The following is an 18,471-nucleotide window of genomic DNA, read 5'->3' on the forward strand; positions in this document are numbered from 1 at the left end:
TCAGCGCAGGCCTGTTGAGCGGCGCAGGGCGGCCTGCACCAGCAGGTCCACCAGTTCGGGATAGCTGACGCCGGCCGCCGCCCACATCTGCGGGTACATCGAGATCGGCGTCATGCCGGGCATCGTGTTGATCTCGTTGATCACGAACTCGCCGTCCTCGGTGAGGAAGAAGTCCGCGCGGACGAGTCCCTCGCAGGAGGCCGCTTCGAAGGCGTCCACGGCGAGTTGCCGTACCTCGGCGGTCTCCTGCGGCGTCAGCGGCGCCGGCACGATCCCCGGGGTGGAGTCGATGTACTTGGCCTCGAAGTCGTAGTACGCGTGCGTGTCCGGCGACGGAATCTCCGAAGGCACGCTCGCCCGCGGTCCGTCCTCGAACTCCAGCACCCCGCACTCGATCTCGCGCCCCCGCAGTGCCGCCTCGACGAGGATCTTCGGGTCGTGGCGATGGGCCTCGGTGATCGCGTCGTCGAGGCCGGAGAGGTCGTCGACCTTGGTGATGCCGATCGAGGAGCCCGCGCGCGCGGGCTTCACGAAGAGCGGCCAGCCGTGCTCCGCGGCGAAGTCGACGATCTTCTTGCGGGCGGCCGACTCGTCGCGCTCCCACTCGCGCGGCCGGATCACCACGTACGGGCCGACCTTGAGCCCGAAGGAGGTGAACACCCGCTTCATGTAGTCCTTGTCCTGGCCGACGGCCGAGGCGAGCACACCCGAACCGACGTACGGGACACCGGAGAGCTCCAGCAGGCCCTGCAGGGTGCCGTCCTCGCCGTAGGGGCCGTGCAGGACGGGGAAGACGACGTCGACCTCACCGAGCGCCTTGGGCACCGATCCCGGTTCGCTGTAGACGACTTCGCGGTTGGCGGGGTCGACGGGGAGCACCACGCCGCCCTCGCTCGACTCGGCGAGTTCCTCGACGTTGGGCGTACGGCGGTCGGTGATCGCCATGCGCTCCGGCTCGTCGGCGGTGAGCGCCCAACGGCCGTCCTGGGTGATGCCGATCGGCAGGACGTCGTACTTGGTCCGGTCGATGGCCCGCAGCACGGCACCGGCGGTGACCACGGAGATCCCGTGTTCGGAGCTGCGACCGCCGAACACGACGGCCACACGCGGCTTACGAGCAGGCTGCTCAGGGCTCTGGGAGAGGTTGTCGGTGCTCATATCGCGTTGAGAGTACCCGTTGGTAGTGGCTTGAGTCAGCGTCCGCAGGGCGGGGTCGCTCAGCGTCGTTCCGGCTTCGCGCTGCGCGACATCAGCTCCTTGAGGGCGACCACCGGAGGCTTGCCCTCGTGCACGATGTCGACGACCGTCTCGGTGATCGGCATGTCCACTCCGTGCCGGCGGGCCAGATCCGCCACGGACTCACAGGACTTGACGCCCTCGGCGGTCTGCTTGGTGACCGCGATGGTCTCCTGCAGGGTCATGCCCTTGCCGAGGTTGGTGCCGAAGGTGTGGTTGCGCGACAGCGGCGAGGAGCAGGTCGCCACCAGGTCGCCCAGACCCGCGAGTCCGGAGAACGTCAGCGGGTCGGCGCCCAGCGCCATGCCGAGCCGGGTGGTCTCGGCGAGGCCGCGCGTGATGAGCGAGCCCTTGGCGTTGTCGCCCAGGCCCATGCCGTCCGCGATGCCGACGGCGAGCCCGATGACGTTCTTCACCGCGCCGCCCAACTCGCAGCCGACCACGTCGGTGTTGGTGTACGGGCGGAAGTACGGCGTGTGGCAGGCGGCCTGGAGGCGTTGGGCGACGGCGTCGTCGGTGCAGGCGACCACGGCGGCGGCCGGCATGCGGGCGGCGATCTCCCGGGCCAGGTTGGGTCCGGTGACCACGGCGATGCGGTCCGCGCCGACCTTGGCGACGTCCTCGATGACCTCGCTCATCCGCATGGCGGAGCCGAGTTCGACGCCCTTCATGAGGGAGACGACGACCGTGTCGGGCGCGAGGAGGGGCGTCCACTCGGCGAGGTTGGCGCGCATCGTCTGGGACGGCACCGACAGGATCGTGAAGTCCGCGCCTGCGGCGGCCTCCGCGGGGTCGGTGGTGGCCCGCAGGTTCTCCGGGAGTTCGACGCCCGGGAAGTAGTCGGGGTTCGTCCGGCCGGAGTTGATGGCTTCGGCGACCTCCTGGCGGCGCGCCCACAGAGTGACCTCGCACCCCGCGTCGGCCAGCACCATGCCGAACGCCGTACCCCATGAACCGGCGCTGAACACCGCCGCCTTGACGGACTTGCTCACGCGCCCTGCTCCTCTTCCTGTCCGGCTTTTGCCTGTTCGGCCTTCTCGTGTGCGGCCCTTTCCCGCTCGGCCTTCGCGTGCGCCTGTGCCTGCCGGGCCTGCTCGGCGGTCCTGCGCCGCTGCTCGATCCGCTCCTGGCGCGGGTCGTAGTGGGTGGCGGGCGCCTTCTCGCCGCGGATGTCCTCCAGCAGGACCGTGACGGCGGCCATGATGGCCTCGGTCGCCTCCTTGAGGACGTCCGGGGACATCTCCTTGTCGTAGAAGGGCGACAGGTCGACGGGCGGGCCCGCGAGCACGTGCGAGGTCTTGCGCGGCAGGACGTGCAGCTTCTTGGCGTACGGCGGCAGCAGTTCGTTGGCGCCCCACTGCGCGACGGGAATCACCGGGCACTTGGTCTGCAGGGCCACGCGCGCGGCGCCGGTCTTGCCGGTCATCGGCCACTGGTCGGGGTCCCGGGTGATGGTGCCCTCGGGGTAGAACGCCACGCATTCACCGCGCTCCACGGCGTCGATCGCGGCCCGGAAGGCGCTCAGCGCGTCGGTGGTCTCGCGGTAGACGGGGATCTGCCCGGTGCCGCGCATCATGGCGCCGACGAATCCCTTGTTGAAAAGACCGCTCTTCGCGAGGAATCGCGGAACGCGGCCGGTGTTGTACTGAAAGTGCGCGTACGCGAAGGGGTCGATGTGAGAATTGTGGTTCACCGCGGTGATAAATCCACCGTCGGCCGGAATGTGCTCCATTCCTCGCCAGTCCCGCTTGATCAGAACCACCAGCGGCGGTTTGGCGATCACCGCTGCGAGGCGGTACCAGAAGCCGATTCTGCGGCGGGACACGCGAACACCTTCCTCCAGGGCCCGGGGGGCCGCACAAGTGTCGCCCCAGGCCGTCGGTCTGTCGAGAACACCGTACGCCCCGACGGCGCGACCGCCAGATGGACCAGGTGACGGCTGAGTGACAATGGCCGCGACAAGAGAGGGACGTAACGCTCGTGCAGTGGACCTTGGTCATACCCCTGAAAGCCCTGGCTCGGGCCAAGAGCAGGCTCTCGGACACCGCGGCCGACGCGCTGCGCCCCGGCCTCGCCCTGGCCTTCGCCCAGGACACCGTGGCAGCGGCCCTGGCCTGCCCCGCGGTCCGGGATGTGGCGGTCGTCACGGGCGACGCCCTGGCCGGCCGCGAGCTCGCCGCACTGGGCGCGCGGATCGTCGCCGACGAGCCGCCGGGCGGTCTGAACAGCGCCCTGGCGCACGGCGCGTCCGTCATACGCGCCCAGCGCCCCGCAAGTCCCGTGGCGGCCCTCAACGCCGATCTCCCGGCACTACGTCCCCTGGAATTGGCCCGGGTACTGGACGCGGCCGCCGAATTCCCCCGCGCCTTTCTCGCCGACGCGGCCGCAATCGGCACCACCCTGCTGGCCGCGGCACCGCACCGGGAATTGCTCCCGGCATTCGGCACGGAATCCCGCTCCCGCCATCGCGCGTCCGGCGCGGTGGAGCTCCGGCTCGACGCGGTGGATTCGGTACGCCAGGACGTGGACACCGGCGACGATCTGCGCGCGGCGCTCGCGTTGGGCGTGGGACCCCGGACGGCCGCGGTGGCCGCGCAGTTGCTGATTCCGGGGCAGTAGGCGGGCCGACGACGAGAGGCCGGCGAAGCGCGTGGCACTCGGAATCGCGCCGGGGACGCTGCGGGCGGCACCGGCCCCTGCGGTGACACCCCGGGACGGCCCCCGTGACCGAGCAGTTGCCGATCCCCGGGCACTAGGCCTGCCGACGACGGAAGGTCCGCGGAGTTGCCAATCGCGAGGCCCTGGGCGGGCGGCGCCGGGCGGGCGGCGGCGCGCCGGGCCGTCGTCCCCTCGCCCACCGCGGAGCACTAGGCTGCGGCCATGCAGGCGACCGCGTACACCTACGACTCCGAGACCCGCAGCGGGCAGGTACTGCTCGACGACGGCACTCCGGTGCCCTTCGACGCGCCGGCCTTCGACGCGGGCGGGCTGCGGCTGTTGCGGCCCGGACAGCGGGTGCGGATCGAGACCGAGGGCGCGGGCGAGGCCCGCCGCATCACCCTGGTGACGCTGCAGACCTTCTGAACGCACCCTCCAGAACCCCCGGAACCTTCTGAACGCACCCCAACGCGCCGCGGGCCGGACTCCGTTGAGGAGTCCGGCCCGGCGCGTGAGTGCCCTTGTGCCTTACCGCTTGCGGGCGGTGGCCTTCTTGGCGGTGGTCGTGCGCGCCGCCGACTTCTTGGCGGGGGCCTTCTTGGCCGTCGCCTTCTTCGCCGGGGCCTTCTTGGCCGTCGCCTTCTTGGCGGTGGTCTTCTTCGCCGCGGCGGTCTTGGCGGTGGCCGAGGTCTTCTTGGCCGTGGCCTTCTTCGCGGTCGTCTTCTTGGCGGCGGCCGTGGTCTTCTTGACCGCCGTCTTGCGCGCCGTCGTCTTCTTGGCGGCGGCGGACGCCTTCTTCGCGGGAGCGGCCTTCTTGGCCGCGGCCTTCTTGACCGTCGCGGAAGCTCCGCCGGTCAGGCTGCCCTTGGGCGCCTTCTTGACGGCGACGTCGTTCTTCGGGAGCTTCTTCGAGCCGCTCACCAGGTCCTTGAAGCCCTGGCCCGCACGGAAGCGCGGAACGGAGGTCTTCTTGACCCGAACCCGCTCGCCCGTCTGGGGGTTGCGGGCGTAGCGGGCCGGACGGTCGACCTTCTCGAACGAGCCGAAACCGGTGACCGAGACCCGGTCCCCCGCGACGGTCGCGCGGACGATGGCGTCCAGGACCGCGTCCACCGCCTCGGCGGCCTGCTGACGGCCACCGACCTTGTCGGCAATCGCTTCTACGAGCTGCGCCTTGTTCACGTCTTCCCCTTCGGAGACATTGCCAGAACGAAAGTGTTCAAGCTTTTTCGCACGTTAGGCAGATATATACCGCAAATCAAACACGAAACGGGCTTATCACCCTTGTGCCGCAACGGTTTCGACTGCCTGGGACGTGTTCAGCGTTCCTCTTCGGGGAATCGACCCTCGTCGAGGTCCGACCTGAACCGCTCCAGACGCCTTGCCGCGTCGGCGAGATCGTGCTTGGCCGCGGCCGTAATGACCAGCAGCTTCCGGGTCAGCGCCATCCGTACGCCCTCCGGGACTTGCAGTGAGCGCACCCTTGTGTGCGCTTCCTTGAGTTGGTCCGCGACTGCCGCATAGAGCTTGAGTTGGCCGTCGTGTTCCATGCACAGATTGTGCCATCTGGGGCGAGTTGTCGCCTGCGGGGGTCGCAACTGATGCCTCAAACGGCCTTCCGAGCGGTTGCGGAAGTCACGGTTACAACCTTCGACTACCCCTGCAACAGCCCCTATAACGTGGGAAGTTGAGCGCGACTGCGAACGCTCGCAGGGCCGTTCGGGTACAGACACGGCTGTACCCCCGATCGGGCTGATCGGGGGTACAGGAAGGGTCCGTGGTGGCCGAAACTCGTCAGGCTGCGGCTCGCTGGGTCAGACCGGAAGCGTCCGCGGCTTGTACGAGGGGCGCTTGGCCTCGTAGGTGGCGATGTCGGGCTCGTTCTGAAGGGTGATGGAGATGTCGTCCAGCCCGTTCAGCAGCCGCCAGCGGGCGTTCTCGTCGAGTTCGAAGGCGGCGGTGATGCCTTCGGCGCGCACCTCGCGGGCCTCCAGGTCGACCGTGACCTCGGCCTGCGGGTCCTTCTCGGTGAGTTCCTGCAGCGCGTCCACGATCTTCTGCTCCAGAACCACTGTGAGCAGGCCGTTCTTGAGCGAGTTGCCGCGGAAGATATCGGCGAACCGGGAGGAGATGACAGCCTTGAAACCGTAGTTCTGCAGCGCCCACACGGCGTGCTCACGGGAGGAGCCGGTGCCGAAGTCGGGGCCGGCGACCAGGACCGTCGCGCCCTTGCGCTCGGGGCGGTTGAGGATGAAGTTCTCGTCCTTGCGCCAGGCCTCGAAGAGCCCGTCCTCAAAGCCGTCCCTGGTCACCTTCTTGAGCCAGTGAGCTGGGATGATCTGGTCGGTGTCGACGTTGGAGCGGCGCAGCGGAACGGCCCGGCCGGTGTGCGTGGTGAATGCTTCCATGGCTCTCAGACTCCAGCGGGCACGGGTGCGTCGGACAGGTCGTCGGGCGAGGCCAGATGGCCCAACACGGCGGTCGCGGCGGCGACCTGCGGCGAGACCAGGTGCGTACGACCGCCCTTGCCCTGCCTGCCCTCGAAGTTGCGGTTGGAGGTGGACGCCGAGCGCTCACCGGGCGCCAGCTGGTCCGGGTTCATGCCCAGACACATCGAGCAACCGGCGTGCCGCCATTCGGCGCCGGCGTCCTTGAAGACGACGTCCAGGCCCTCGGAGACCGCCTGCAGACCGACCCGCGCGGAGCCCGGGACGACCAGCATCCGTACGCCGTCGGCGACTTTGCGGTCCTTGACGATCTCGGCGGCCGCACGCAGGTCCTCGATACGGCCGTTGGTGCAGGAACCTACGAAGACGGTGTCCACCTTGATGTCGCGCAGCGGCTGACCGGCCTCCAACCCCATGTATTCCAGGGCCTTTTCGGCGGCGAAGCGCTCCGAAGCGTCTTCGTACGAAGCAGGATCGGGGACGGACGCCGAAAGCGGCGCGCCCTGACCGGGGTTGGTGCCCCAGGTGACGAACGGCGCCAGCGAGGGACCGTCGATGACGACCTCGGCGTCGAATTCCGCGTCCTCGTCGGTCTTCAGCGTCTTCCAGTACGCGACGGCGGCGTCCCAGTCCTCGGCCTCGGGCGCGTGGGCGCGGCCCTTGATGTACGCGAAGGTGGTCTCGTCGGGGGCGATCATGCCCGCGCGGGCGCCGGCCTCGATCGACATGTTGCAGATGGTCATGCGGGCCTCCATCGAGAGTTTCTCGATGGCCGAGCCGCGATATTCCAGGATGTAGCCCTGGCCGCCGCCCGTACCGATCCGGGCGATGATCGCCAGGATCAGGTCCTTGGCGGTGACGCCGTCGGGCAGTTCGCCGTCGACCGTGATGGCCATGGTCTTCGGGCGGGCCAGCGGCAGCGTCTGGGTGGCCAGCACATGCTCGACCTGAGAGGTGCCGATGCCGAACGCCAGGGCGCCGAAGGCACCGTGCGTGGAGGTGTGGGAGTCGCCGCACACGACCGTCGTACCGGGCTGGGTCAGACCCAGCTGCGGGCCCACGACGTGGACGACGCCCTGCTCGACGTCGCCGAGCGAGTGCAGGCGTACCCCGAACTCGGCGCAGTTCTTGCGCAGCGTCTCCAGCTGGGCGCGGGAGACCGGGTCCGCGATGGGCTTGTCGATGTCGAGGGTCGGGGTGTTGTGGTCCTCGGTGGCGATGGTGAGGTCGAGTCGGCGCACGGGACGCCCCGCCTGCCGCAGCCCGTCGAAGGCCTGCGGGCTGGTCACTTCGTGCAGCAGGTGAAGATCGATGAAGAGGAGGTCGGGCTCGCCCTCGGCGCGCCGGACGACGTGGTCGTCCCAGACCTTCTCCGCGAGTGTCCTACCCATCGCTTTCCCTCCGGCCGGCCATGACGCGCCGGCCCAACTAGAGATCTGTGGAGGCGACGCCCACGCCCCTGTACCCGGGCACCCGCCACCAGGCCCGTCGGTCTTCGGGCCGCCATGCATCCAGGGTTGCGCGTCTCACGGAAAAATGAACTTGCGTTTCACAGAGTGAGACGGGAGTATCGTTTCATGGACAACAGTAGCGGCGTGGGCGTTCTGGACAAGGCGGCCCTTGTCCTGAGCGCCCTGGAGTCCGGCCCGGCCACCCTCGCGGGGCTGGTCGCGGCCACCGGACTCGCACGACCAACGGCCCACCGACTGGCCGTGGCCCTGGAGCACCACCGCATGGTGGCACGTGACATGCAGGGCCGTTTCATTCTCGGCCCCCGCCTGGCGGAGTTGGCCGCGGCGGCGGGCGAGGACCGTCTGCTCGCGACCGCGGGCCCGGTGCTCACGCACCTGCGGGACATCACGGGCGAGAGCGCCCAGCTCTACCGCCGCCAGGGCGACATGCGCATCTGCGTCGCCGCCGCGGAACGCCTGTCCGGACTGCGGGACACGGTCCCGGTCGGTTCGACGCTGACGATGAAGGCCGGCTCCTCGGCCCAGATCCTCATGGCCTGGGAAGAACCGGAGCGCCTCCACCGAGGCCTCCAGGGCGCCCGCTTCACGGCAACGGCCCTTTCGGGCGTACGACGCAGGGGCTGGGCCCAGTCCATCGGTGAGCGCGAGCCGGGCGTAGCGTCCGTCTCAGCCCCCGTACGGGGCCCCTCCAACCGCGTGGTGGCCGCCGTCTCCGTCTCCGGCCCCATCGAGCGCCTCACCCGCCACCCCGGCCGCATGCACGCCCAAGCAGTGATCGACGCCGCGGGCCGCCTCTCAGAGGCCCTACGCCGCACAAGCTGAAGCCCACACCCCACCCAGGGCCAGCCTCAACGCCGCGGCAGCCCTGACCGGGTCCGACTTTTCAGCAGGGGCCCACTGGTCCCACTTAAAGGGGCGCGGGGGACTGCGCGACAAGCCCCCACGAACCCGCAGCCGCCAGACAACAGAAACGGCCCCCCACCTCAGCGTCTGCCAAGGCGAAGAGCCATCGTGGTGGTACCCCCGACCGGATTCGAACCGGCGCTACCGCCTTGAGAGGGCGGCGTGCTAGGCCGCTACACAACGGGGGCCTATATTCTGCGTTTCCGCAGATCAAAGCTGGTCTACCAGGACTCGAACCTAGAATGACGGTACCAGAAACCGTAGTGTTGCCAATTACACCATAGACCAATGCAATTCAAGTAAAACCGTACCCCCGACCGGATTCGAACCGGCGCTACCGCCTTGAGAGGGCGGCGTGCTAGGCCGCTACACAACGGGGGCCCTAGCGATCCTGCATGGGAGACAGCGGGTGCGACCCGTACTGCTTCCCCGGGAAGGATCTGTACCCCCGACCGGATTCGAACCGGCGCTACTGCCTTGAGAGGGCAGCGTGCTAGGCCGCTACACAACGGGGGCTTCATGGAGTTGATCTCCACGTGTGCAGATGAGCTCTGCGAGCTGGCCTACCTGGACTCGAACCAAGACTAACGGAACCAGAAACCGTCGTGCTGCCAATTACACCATAGGCCACTGGAACTCAAGCCCCTGCGGGGATCTTGTTCTAGTGTGCACCTCCGGTTTCCGGCCTTTCGGCCCGCTCCCCGGCGGCGCAGGAAGAACATTACCTGAAGGTGGACGGGGCTCCAAAACGGGTATCCGAGCCGAGGATCATGGGGAGTTCGGCGAGCGAGGCGATCCGGTGGGGGCCCGTGGGGGCGTCCCCGCCGGTGTATACGCCGCCGCGGTCGATCCACACCGACAGCAGCCCGGCGTCCGCCGCACCGCGGCCGTCGATCTCCGGGTGGTCCCCGACGTAGGCGACTTGGTCAGGGGTGAGTTGCAGGGCGTCGCAGGCGGCCAGGAAGGCGCCGGCCTCGGGCTTGGAGACGCCGAGTTCGGCGGCGCAGAGGATGACCTCGAAGCGGTCGTACACGCCGAGGGCACGCAGTTTGGGGTCCTGGACGATGAGGCTGGAGTTGGACAGCACCGCATGCCGGTGGGTGGCGGCGAGGGCGTCCAGGACGGGCAGCACGTCCGGGAAGAGGGCTCAGGCGGACTCGTAGTGTGTCCGGTACCGCCGGAACCAGTCGTCGGCCTCGGCGTCGGTCAACTCGGCGCCCAGAAAGACCCGTACCCGGTCGCGCCGCTGCCCCTCGAAGGACGTCTCCCCCGCGGAGAACCTCGCCCACTGCCGGTCGGTGATCTCCCGCCAGTGGGCGAGGGCCTGTTCGACGGTGGCGTACCCGTCGAGCAGGCCCTCGGCGGCGAGATGCGCCCCCATGCCGGTCCGGTCCGCGCTCGTGTAGTCGAAGAGGGTGTCGTCGACGTCCCAGACCACGGCGCGGATGTTCATGGGGCGACGTTAGCGTCAGTCGTGGACGCCCCACCAGACGAAGGAACTGGGGTCGATGTTGTGGCTGTCCACGACGCTGTAGTAGTCGGTGTAGACGGCGCTGCCGTTGTCGGACGTGCGCAGTTCCATCTCATTGTCGTTCTCGAGCCGGTGGCTGTCGCCGCTCCAGAACTGATTGTCGTTGCGCCCGCAGGCCGACGTGAAGACGGGGTTCGCCAGGGCATCGCTGTCGACCCGCGTGCCGAGGCAGTCGCCGTTGGCGTTGCTCACCAGTCGGCGCATGACCTGCCCCGTGGGCGTGGTGATCGAGTCCGCACCCCAGTGCCAGGACACCCAGCTGAACGTGCCGTGGCAGTCGGCCGTCCAGACGCTGCTGGTCGTGGGTGACGAGGCGAGGCACGTGCCTTCGTGCTCGCTCGAGTACTGCCAGTTGGTGGCGGCGGACGCGGTCGACAGGGAGCCTGCGACGGTGAGCATGAGGGCGCTGAGCCCGACGGGCACGGTCACACTCAGGGTTCTTCTCCGCGAATTCATGATCGCGAGGGTCGCGCGGAGAGAAAGCCCCCATCTGAATCAACCATGAACACGACACGTCGGTCGGCCCACTCGGACATGGAGAAAAGCGGAAGGGCGGCGGCCGTATCGGCCGCCGCCCTTCACGCGTGCGTGCGTTACGCGGCCAGCTTCGCCAGGGCCGCGTCGATGCGGGTCAGCGTCTTCTCCTTGCCCAGGATCTCCAGGGACTCGAAGAGGGGCAGGCCGATCGTGCGGCCGGTGACGGCGACGCGGACCGGGGCCTGGGCCTTGCCGAGCTTGAGGCCGTGGGCCTCGCCGGCGGCCAGGACGGCCTCCTTGAGGGACTCGGGCGAGGTCCAGTCCGCGGACTCCAACTTCTCGCGGGCCGTACGGAGAAGGGCGTCGGAGCCCTCCTTCATCGCCTTCGTCCAGGACGCCTCGTCCTCGACCGGCTCGGCCAGGAACAGGAAGTCGACGTTGTCCGTGATCTCCGAGAGGACCTTGAGGCGGGTCTGCGCGTGCGGGGCGACCGCCTGCCACTTGGCCTCGTCGAAGTCCTCCGGCGCCCAGGGGGCGAAGGGGGCCCGCAGCCACGGGGCGCAGCGCTCTGTGAAGTCCTTCACGTCGAGCAGGCGGATGTGGTCGGCGTTGATCGCCTCGCACTTCTTCAGGTCGAAGCGCGCCGGGTTGGGGTTCACATCGGAGATGTCGAAGGCCGCGACCATCTCGTCCATCGCGAAGACGTCCCGGTCCGCCGAGAGCGACCAGCCCAGCAGGGAAAGGTAGTTGAGCAGTCCCTCGGGCAGGAAGCCACGCTCGCGGTAGAGGTTGAGGGACGACTCGGGGTCGCGCTTGGAGAGCTTCTTGTTGCCCTCGCCCATCACGTACGGCAGGTGCCCGAAGGAGGGGATCCGCTCCGCGATGCCCAGGTCGATCAGCGCCTTGTAGAGCGCGATCTGGCGCGGGGTGGAGGAGAGCAGGTCCTCGCCGCGCAGGACGTGGGTGATCTCCATCAGGGCGTCGTCGACCGGGTTGACGAGCGTGTACAGCGGGGCGCCGTTGGCTCGTACGATCCCGTAGTCCGGAACGTTCTCCGGGGTGAACGTCAGCTCGCCGCGGACCAGGTCCGTGAAGGTGATCGTCTCGTCGGGCATGCGGAAGCGGACGATGGGCGTGCGGCCCTCGGCCACGTACGCGGCCTTCTGCTCGTCGGTCAGATCGCGGCAGTGGCCGTCGTAGCCGGAGGGCTTGCCGGCCGCGCGGGCGGCCTCGCGGCGGGCGTCCAGCTCCTCGGTGGAGCAGTAGCAGTGGTACGCGCGGCCGGCGTCCTGGAGCTTCTGCGCGACGTCCTTGTAGATGTCCATCCGCTGCGACTGGCGGTACGGCGCGTGCGGGCCGCCGACCTCGGGGCCCTCGTCCCAGTCGAAGCCCAACCAGCGCATCGCGTCGAGGAGTTGGCCGTAGGACTCCTCGGAGTCGCGGGCCGCGTCGGTGTCCTCGATGCGGAAGACCAGCGTGCCCTGGTGGTGCCGGGCGAACGCCCAGTTGAACAGGGCGGTGCGGACCAGGCCCACGTGGGGGTTGCCGGTCGGCGAGGGGCAGAAACGGACACGGACTGCTGGGGCGGATGCGCTAGCCACGCTTGACAACCTTGTTGGTGAGAGTGCCGATGCCTTCGATGGTGACGGCGACCTCGTCGCCGACGGTGAGCGGTCCGACGCCTGCCGGGGTGCCCGTGAGGATCACGTCGCCGGGGAGCAGCGTCATGGCCTCGGTGATGTTGACGATCAGATCCTCGATCGAGTGGATCATCTCGCTGGTGCGGCCGAGTTGGCGCTGGGCGCCGTTGACCGTGAGCTGGACGGTCAGGTCGGATGCCGTCGCGAGGTCCAGGTCCGTCTCCACCCAGGGGCCGAGCGGGCAGGAGGTGTCGAAGCCCTTGGCCCTGGCCCACTGCTTCTCACGCTTCTGGACGTCGCGCGCGGTGACGTCGTTCGCGCAGGTGTAGCCGAAGATCACGTCCTGGACGCGCTCGCGCGGGACCTCACGGCACAACCGGCCGATGACCACGGCCAGTTCGGCCTCGTGGTGGAGTTCCTCGGAGAAGGGCGGGTACTGGATCTCGTCGCCGGAGCCGACCACCGAGGTGGAGGGCTTGAAGAAGGCGAAGGGGGCGTCCGGTACCTCGTTGCCCAGTTCGCGCGCGTGCTCCGCGTAGTTGCGGCCGAAGGCCACGACCTTGCTGGGGAGCACCGGCGGCAGCAGCCGGACCTTGCTGAGCGGCACCTTCGTACCGGAGAGCTGGAAGTCCGTGAACGGGATGCCCTTGATGATGTCGAGGACGAGCTCGTCCGGCTTGTCGCCCTCTACCGCGCCGAAGGCGACGTTCCCGTCGATGGAGAATCTGGCGATGCGCACGGGATCCTGGCGCCCCTCACTGAGCCGGCTGGAGTCTGACGCTCCAGGCTAACGCGGTGAAGGAGGCCGGGCCGCGCGCATTACGGCGCGCGGCCGACCGTGCACTTCTGAATCGCCCGCCCCCGCGCCGCGTACTACTGCGCGACGGAGGCCGTCTCGGGCAGCTCCATGAGGATGGTGCGCCGGGGGTTGGCGGTGTGGGCGGGGAGTTCGACGGAGTGTTCCGGCTGCTCCAGGGTCTGCAGTTCGCCGGCGTCGTCGAGGTCCACCAGCGTCGTGCGCCGCGGGTTGGCTATCGTGCGGAACATCATCGTCGTCTTCACCGTTGTACGTGACCTTGTCGTGTCCGGGCGCCCGGACCAGGCCCAATACGGCTTCTGGCGGGCGCAGTTGTCAAAGTGTTACGTCTTGTAAAGCGTCAGGCTAAACATGCAATTCCCCTCCGAAGACACCAGGACCCCCGGATCCCCGTGTGAGTTTGCTCACGGACCCATGGGCAAACCGGTCAATTCAGGCCCGCAACCGACCCTGACGAAAGGGACATTGGGCACCTGAAGGCATCATTCCGCTCCTGATCATGGCGACTGGGACACCCCCCTAACGTGGTCGACTCGCGGACATAAGTCCGATATGCGGGAGATCCCTTTCTACGTCCGGTGACTCGCCACTCACATGCTGTCACGTAGGTCACGGCATGGCCCACGGGCCTTGTTGGAGATCCGGCACTGTGCTGGAATTCCACGGACCGCCGCAGGATCGAGCCGGCGCACAGGGGGCGTGAACGCAGCGCCAGTGGCGGCGAGAGGGGGAACCAGCGCCGGTCACTCACGACCAAACATTGGGGGGCGCGTTCAGGGCGCTCCCCAAGACGCCGACACCGTGTCCTTCCGTTTACCCGGAGGGGTGCCTGGTCCAGAGGTTGCGACGCTAGTGCAGGGACGTTTCAAGAGGGATGGCAGTGCTTCGGCGGAGCCGGAGCCGCACGGCGGGGCTGGCCCCAAGGCTGGCAGCTCCTCGCCCCAGCACGCCCAGAACCCGGGCCCGGCCCCGTCCAGTGACGGCGGAGATCGCGCCGGGCGCCCTGGTGCGTCGACAACCGGAGGGCCGGCGGGCACGCCCGCTCCCCCGGTCAAACCGCCCAAGAGCCCGAGTGGCCCCGGACCGCGTGTAGCGCTGCGCAACTGGCGAATCTCCACCCGCCTGGTGTCGCTGCTCGCGCTGCCCGTGGTCGCGGCCACCTCGCTGGGCGCCCTGCGCATCAGCGACAACATGGACGACATCCAGCAGCTGGACAACATGAAGCTGCTGACGGACATGACCAAGCAGGCGACCGAGCTGGCCGCCGCGCTCCAGGAGGAGCGCGACCAGTCCGCCGGTCCGCTGGCGCACGGCTCCAAGGCGAGCGCGTACACGGTCAAGGGGTACCGGGAGAAGTCGGACCGGGCCGTCCAGAACTTCGTGGACGCGGCCGAGGAGATCGACACCTCCAGCAAGGACGGCAACCTCCAGGGCGTCCGCGAGAGCCTGGTCGGTGTGGTCAGCGACCTCGACCAGCTGGCGAAGATCCGCTCCACCGCCTACGAGGCCAAGGGCAACTCCACGCAGACGGTGGAGGCCTACCACCGCCTCATCACGCACCTGCTCGACCTCTCCCAGGACATGGCCGAGGCCACGAGCAACCCCGAGATGATCCAGCGCACGCGCGCCCTGGCGTCGTTCTCCTCCGCCAAGGAGTACGCGTCGATGCAGCGCGCGGTCCTGGCGGCCGCGCTGCCGGTGACCAACAACACCTTCGGTGACCTGTCGGACAACGACCGGCTCTACGCCCAGTCGGCCCTGCAGAGCCAGACCTCCGAACTGCGCAGCTTCAAGAGCATCTACGGCACCGAGTCCGCGGCCAACCTCCTCAAGCCCATCGAGGAGAACAACGCCACGATCAAGGCCACCGACACCTACGCGGGCCGCGCGCTGGCCAGCACCGACGGCCTCGACGACCTGCAGAAGCGGTCCTACCAGGACTGGGTGGACGACAGCTCCACCAAGATCGACCAGATGAAGAAGATCGAGCACACGCTGCTTGAGGACATGGAGCAGAAGGCCCGCGAGCTGCGCTCCGCCTCCGAGCGCGAGGCGATCATCTCCGGTGCGCTGATCCTGCTCGTGCTCGGTGTCTCCCTGGTCGGCGCCTTCGTCATCGCCCGCTCCATGATCCGCTCGCTGCGCCGCCTCCAGGAAACGGCCAACAAGGTCGCCCAGGACCGGCTGCCCGAGCTGGTCAAGCAGCTCTCCGAGTCGGACCCGCAGGACGTCGACACCTCCGTCGAGTCGGTCGGTGTGCACTCCCGGGACGAGATCGGCCAGGTGGCCGCGGCCTTCGACGACGTGCACCGCGAGGCGGTCCGCCTCGCCTCCGAGCAGGCCATGCTGCGGGGCAACGTCAACGCGATGTTCACCAACCTCTCGCGCCGTTCCCAGGGCCTCATCCAGCGTCAGCTCTCGCTCATCTCCGAACTGGAGTCCCGCGAGGCCGACCCGGACCAGCTCTCCTCGCTCTTCAAGCTCGACCACCTCGCGACCCGCATGCGCCGTAACGGTGAGAACCTCCTGGTCCTCGCCGGTGAAGAGCCCGGCCGCCGCTGGACCCGTCCGGTCCCGCTGGTCGACGTGCTCCGCGCCGCCGCCTCCGAGGTGGAGCAGTACGAGCGCATCGAGCTGGCCTCCGTGCCGACCACCGAAGTGGCCGGCCGTGTGGTCAACGACCTCGTGCACCTGCTCGCCGAGCTGCTCGAGAACGCGACCTCCTTCTCCTCGCCGCAGACCAAGGTCAAGGTCACCGGTCACGCGCTGCCCGACGGCCGCGTGCTGATCGAGATCCACGACACCGGTATCGGCCTCTCCCCCGAGGACCTCGCGGCGATCAACGAGCGGCTCGCCTCGCCGCCCACCGTGGACGTCTCCGTCTCCCGCCGCATGGGTCTGTTCGTGGTCGGCCGCCTGTCGCAGCGCCACGGCATCCGCATCCAGCTGCGCCCGTCCGACTCCGGTGGTACGACCGCGCTGGTCATGCTGCCCGTCGATGTCGCCCAGGGCGGCAAGAAGACGCAGGGCAAGCCGGGTCAGGGCGCCGTCGCCGGCGGTCCGGCCGCCGCGCAGGCCGCCGCCGGTATGGCAGCGGCCCGACGTCAGGCCGGTGCCGGTGCTCCGGCGGGCGGTGCTCTCGGCGCCGGTGCGCCGGGCGGTGGCGCCCTCGGTGCCGGTGCCCCCACCGGTGGCCGGCTGGCCGCGGGTCAAGGTCCGCGGGCCGCGCTGCCCGGTGCGGGCCAGGGCAGCGGTCGTCCGGGTGGACCGGGCGGACAGCGTGGACCGCAGTCTCCGGGCGGTGCCCCCCAGGGCCGGCCGGCTCCCGCGGGCGCCGGGTCCGGTCAGGGACCGGGCTCGACGCAGGGCATGCAGCAGGTCTCGGGGCAGGACGGCCTCGGCCAGGACAGCTTCGGCGGCGCCCGTGGTGCCGTACCGCCGCAGTCCGGTCGTGGGAACGCGCCTTCCGAGCAGGGGCAGGGTGGTGGCGGCCGGCGTGGTCGTCAGCCGCTGCTGCCGGGCCGCGGTGGTCCGCGGGCCGAGCTGCCGGGCGGCAACCAGCAGCAGCCCCGCACGCCGAGCTGGAGCGACGAGAACGCTCAGCCGCCGGTGCCGCGGGCCTCGCTGGACACCCCGCGCGGCCATGACGAGACCTCCCGGATGCCGCGGATCGACGCGACGAGCGAGATGCCGGCGGTCCCCCGCTACGACGAGCGGCAGGGTCCGGCTTCCACCTCCGAGTTCGCGCGCCCCGACTTCGGTGCCAACGGCAACCCGCAGCAGACGGGCCAGTTCGCCCGTCCCGGCGCGGAATCGCCGCAGCACACCGGCCAGTTCCCGCGTCCGGACCTCGACGCGCCGCAGCAGGGCGCGAACGGCTCGCAGAACACGGGTCAGTTCGTCCGCTCGGACGTCTTCGGCAGCCCGAACCACGGACAGAACAACCAGAGCAACTCCAACAACCCGAACAACCCCGCCAACACGGGTCAGTTCGCCAGCCCGCAGGCCTACGACCCCGGTTCCACCGGGCAGTTCGCGGTGCCGGGCTACGACAACGGCTCCACCGGTCAGCACTCCCTGCCGGGCCGTCAGAACCCCGGTGGTACCGGGCAGTTCGAGCGCCCGCAGGCGAACGGCAGCGGCAACGGCGGCGGCGACTTCGGTCCGCCGCGTCAGCCGGTCCCGCCGCGCCCCCAGCAGCGTCCCACCCGTCCGGAGCCCGAGGCACTTCCGCCGGCCGGTCCCGGTGACGGTCGTACCCCGCTGTACGACACGCTGGAGACCAACTGGTTCCACGGTCAGGGCCAGAACGGACAGGGCGGGCAGAACGGGACCGGCTCCAACGGGGTCGTCCCGAACGGCCAGCAGAACGGCCAGCCGAGCAGTCGGCCGACCACCAACGGGAACGGCTCCGCGCCGGCCCCCCAGCCGCAGGCTCCTGCGGCTCCCCCTCAGCGTCCCGCTCCGACTTCCTGGCGCACGTCTCCGAACGACGACCTCGTTCGACAGGCGGAGCGTGTACGGCAGCCGGCCGCGGGCGGCGTCACCACCTCCGGCCTGCCGCGCCGGGTACCCCGGGCGAACCTCGTCCCGGGCACGGCTCAGCAGCAACAGCACCAAGCCGGTCCGCAGGTCTCGCGTGCGCCTGATGACGTACGCGGCCGGCTGACCAATCTCCGTCGGGGCATCGCGCAGGGTCGGGCCAACACCGGCCAGACCGGCAGCTTCCCGAGCCCCACTCACCAGCAGGAGCGTTAGTTGAGCCAGATGAGCCAGGCGGCACAGAATCTCAACTGGTTGATCACCAACTTCGTGGACAACACCCCAGGTGTGTCCCACACCGTCGTCGTCTCCGCCGACGGTCTCCTTCTGGCGATGTCGGAAGGCTTTCCACGTGACCGTGCCGACCAGTTGGCGGCCGTCGCGTCCGGGCTCACCTCGTTGACGGCCGGGGCCTCCCGGATCTTCGAGGGCGGCGACGTGGCGCAGACGGTCGTCGAGATGGAACGCGGTTTTCTCTTCCTCATGTCCGTCTCGGACGGCTCGTCGCTGGCCGTGCTCGCACACCCCGACTGCGACATCGGCCTCGTCGGCTACGAGATGGCGCTCCTGGTCGACCGCGCGGGCGCGGTGCTCACACCCGACCTGCGCGCCGAACTACAGGGCAGTCTGCTCCACTGATCGGCACCGGCACCACCCGTCTCACCAAATCACCGTCCGGCCGCCACAATCCCCCCACCGGCCTCGTCAGACGGCACGACTGACCGACTTGCTGTCCCGCCCGGAGGAT

The 18,471-nt window shown here is 69.3% G+C and carries 16 protein-coding genes, 5 tRNA genes and 1 pseudogene; 5 read left to right on the forward strand and 17 right to left on the reverse strand.

The window, feature by feature from the left end; genetic code table 11:
- The 3 genes from M2283_RS33205 to M2283_RS33215 are packed head-to-tail and all read right to left on the reverse strand — an operon-like array spanning position 1 to position 3,061.
- Positions 1–1,158: a D-alanine--D-alanine ligase family protein gene (locus M2283_RS33205; protein WP_280880167.1), complete on the reverse strand. Its 1,158-nt coding sequence runs from the start codon at positions 1,156–1,158 to the stop codon at positions 1–3.
- A gap of 59 nt (positions 1,159–1,217) precedes the next feature.
- Positions 1,218–2,228 carry an NAD(P)H-dependent glycerol-3-phosphate dehydrogenase gene (locus M2283_RS33210; RefSeq protein WP_280880168.1) on the reverse strand — a complete coding sequence of 337 codons (1,011 nt, stop codon included), beginning with the start codon at positions 2,226–2,228 and terminating at the stop codon, positions 1,218–1,220.
- Positions 2,225–3,061, reverse strand: coding sequence for a lysophospholipid acyltransferase family protein (locus tag M2283_RS33215; RefSeq protein WP_280880169.1), 837 nt, complete (start codon positions 3,059–3,061; stop codon positions 2,225–2,227). The genes M2283_RS33210 and M2283_RS33215 overlap by 4 nt, the downstream gene beginning before the upstream one ends.
- 155 nt (positions 3,062–3,216) lie before the next feature.
- Between M2283_RS33215 and cofC the strand changes: the two genes are divergently transcribed.
- Positions 3,217–3,855 carry a 2-phospho-L-lactate guanylyltransferase gene (gene cofC, locus M2283_RS33220; protein WP_280880170.1) on the forward strand — a complete coding sequence of 213 codons (639 nt, stop codon included), beginning with the start codon at positions 3,217–3,219 and terminating at the stop codon, positions 3,853–3,855.
- A 261-nt stretch (positions 3,856–4,116) separates the two neighbouring features.
- Positions 4,117–4,320, forward strand: coding sequence for a hypothetical protein (locus tag M2283_RS33225; protein ID WP_280880171.1), 204 nt, complete (start codon positions 4,117–4,119; stop codon positions 4,318–4,320).
- 102 nt (positions 4,321–4,422) lie between these two features.
- On the opposite strand, the gene M2283_RS33230 is transcribed toward M2283_RS33225, so the two are convergent.
- From M2283_RS33230 to leuC, 4 genes are all read right to left on the reverse strand, one after another.
- Positions 4,423–5,076 carry an HU family DNA-binding protein gene (locus M2283_RS33230; protein WP_280880172.1) on the reverse strand — a complete coding sequence of 218 codons (654 nt, stop codon included), beginning with the start codon at positions 5,074–5,076 and terminating at the stop codon, positions 4,423–4,425.
- A gap of 137 nt (positions 5,077–5,213) precedes the next feature.
- Positions 5,214–5,444: a hypothetical protein gene (locus tag M2283_RS33235; protein WP_123997506.1), complete on the reverse strand. Its 231-nt coding sequence runs from the start codon at positions 5,442–5,444 to the stop codon at positions 5,214–5,216.
- 264 nt (positions 5,445–5,708) lie between these two features.
- The gene (gene leuD, locus M2283_RS33240) at positions 5,709–6,302 is read right to left on the reverse strand and encodes a 3-isopropylmalate dehydratase small subunit (protein WP_280880173.1); all 594 of its coding nucleotides are present in this window, start codon (positions 6,300–6,302) and stop codon (positions 5,709–5,711) included.
- Positions 6,303–6,307: 5 nt separating this feature from the next.
- Positions 6,308–7,732 (reverse strand): 3-isopropylmalate dehydratase large subunit, encoded by a 1,425-nt coding sequence (leuC, locus tag M2283_RS33245; RefSeq protein ID WP_280880174.1) that lies wholly within the window; start codon positions 7,730–7,732, stop codon positions 6,308–6,310.
- A 186-nt stretch (positions 7,733–7,918) separates the two neighbouring features.
- Here leuC and ndgR point away from each other — a divergent pair, with 186 nt between their 5' ends.
- Positions 7,919–8,635 carry an IclR family transcriptional regulator NdgR gene (ndgR, locus tag M2283_RS33250; protein ID WP_123997509.1) on the forward strand — a complete coding sequence of 239 codons (717 nt, stop codon included), beginning with the start codon at positions 7,919–7,921 and terminating at the stop codon, positions 8,633–8,635.
- Positions 8,636–8,828: 193 nt separating this feature from the next.
- On the opposite strand, the gene M2283_RS33255 is transcribed toward ndgR, so the two are convergent.
- The 10 genes and pseudogenes from M2283_RS33255 to M2283_RS33300 all read right to left on the reverse strand — a co-directional run bounded on the left by M2283_RS33255 (position 8,829) and on the right by M2283_RS33300 (position 13,426).
- Positions 8,829–8,904, reverse strand: a tRNA-Glu gene (locus M2283_RS33255).
- A gap of 28 nt (positions 8,905–8,932) precedes the next feature.
- Positions 8,933–9,004 (reverse strand) — tRNA-Gln (locus M2283_RS33260).
- Positions 9,005–9,024: 20 nt separating this feature from the next.
- Positions 9,025–9,097, reverse strand: a tRNA-Glu gene (locus M2283_RS33265).
- Positions 9,098–9,159: 62 nt separating this feature from the next.
- Positions 9,160–9,232 (reverse strand) — tRNA-Glu (locus M2283_RS33270).
- A gap of 42 nt (positions 9,233–9,274) precedes the next feature.
- Positions 9,275–9,346, reverse strand: a tRNA-Gln gene (locus M2283_RS33275).
- Between the two features lie 91 nt (positions 9,347–9,437).
- Positions 9,438–10,169, reverse strand: a pseudogene (locus M2283_RS33280) (HAD family hydrolase).
- A gap of 15 nt (positions 10,170–10,184) precedes the next feature.
- Positions 10,185–10,676, reverse strand: coding sequence for a hypothetical protein (locus tag M2283_RS33285; protein ID WP_280880175.1), 492 nt, complete (start codon positions 10,674–10,676; stop codon positions 10,185–10,187).
- Positions 10,677–10,840: 164 nt separating this feature from the next.
- Positions 10,841–12,325 carry a glutamate--tRNA ligase gene (gene gltX / locus M2283_RS33290; protein ID WP_280880176.1) on the reverse strand — a complete coding sequence of 495 codons (1,485 nt, stop codon included), beginning with the start codon at positions 12,323–12,325 and terminating at the stop codon, positions 10,841–10,843.
- Positions 12,318–13,103 carry a fumarylacetoacetate hydrolase family protein gene (locus M2283_RS33295; RefSeq protein ID WP_280880177.1) on the reverse strand — a complete coding sequence of 262 codons (786 nt, stop codon included), beginning with the start codon at positions 13,101–13,103 and terminating at the stop codon, positions 12,318–12,320. Before M2283_RS33295 ends, gltX begins: the two co-directional genes overlap by 8 nt.
- A gap of 134 nt (positions 13,104–13,237) precedes the next feature.
- Positions 13,238–13,426 carry a hypothetical protein gene (locus M2283_RS33300; RefSeq protein WP_280880178.1) on the reverse strand — a complete coding sequence of 63 codons (189 nt, stop codon included), beginning with the start codon at positions 13,424–13,426 and terminating at the stop codon, positions 13,238–13,240.
- Positions 13,427–14,033: 607 nt separating this feature from the next.
- Here M2283_RS33300 and M2283_RS33305 point away from each other — a divergent pair.
- Together M2283_RS33305 and M2283_RS33310 are read left to right on the forward strand one after the other, a co-directional pair.
- A complete protein-coding gene (locus M2283_RS33305) occupies positions 14,034–17,939 on the forward strand; it encodes a sensor histidine kinase (protein ID WP_280880179.1) in 3,906 nt (1,301 codons plus the stop codon).
- Positions 17,940–17,948: 9 nt separating this feature from the next.
- Positions 17,949–18,362, forward strand: a complete 414-nt coding sequence (locus M2283_RS33310) for a roadblock/LC7 domain-containing protein (protein ID WP_030667329.1) — start codon at positions 17,949–17,951, stop codon at positions 18,360–18,362.
- Positions 18,363–18,471: the final 109 nt, after the last annotated feature.

It is taken from the genome of Streptomyces pseudovenezuelae (assembly GCF_029892565.1).
Taxonomy (GTDB): Bacteria; Actinomycetota; Actinomycetes; order Streptomycetales; family Streptomycetaceae; genus Streptomyces; species Streptomyces pseudovenezuelae_A.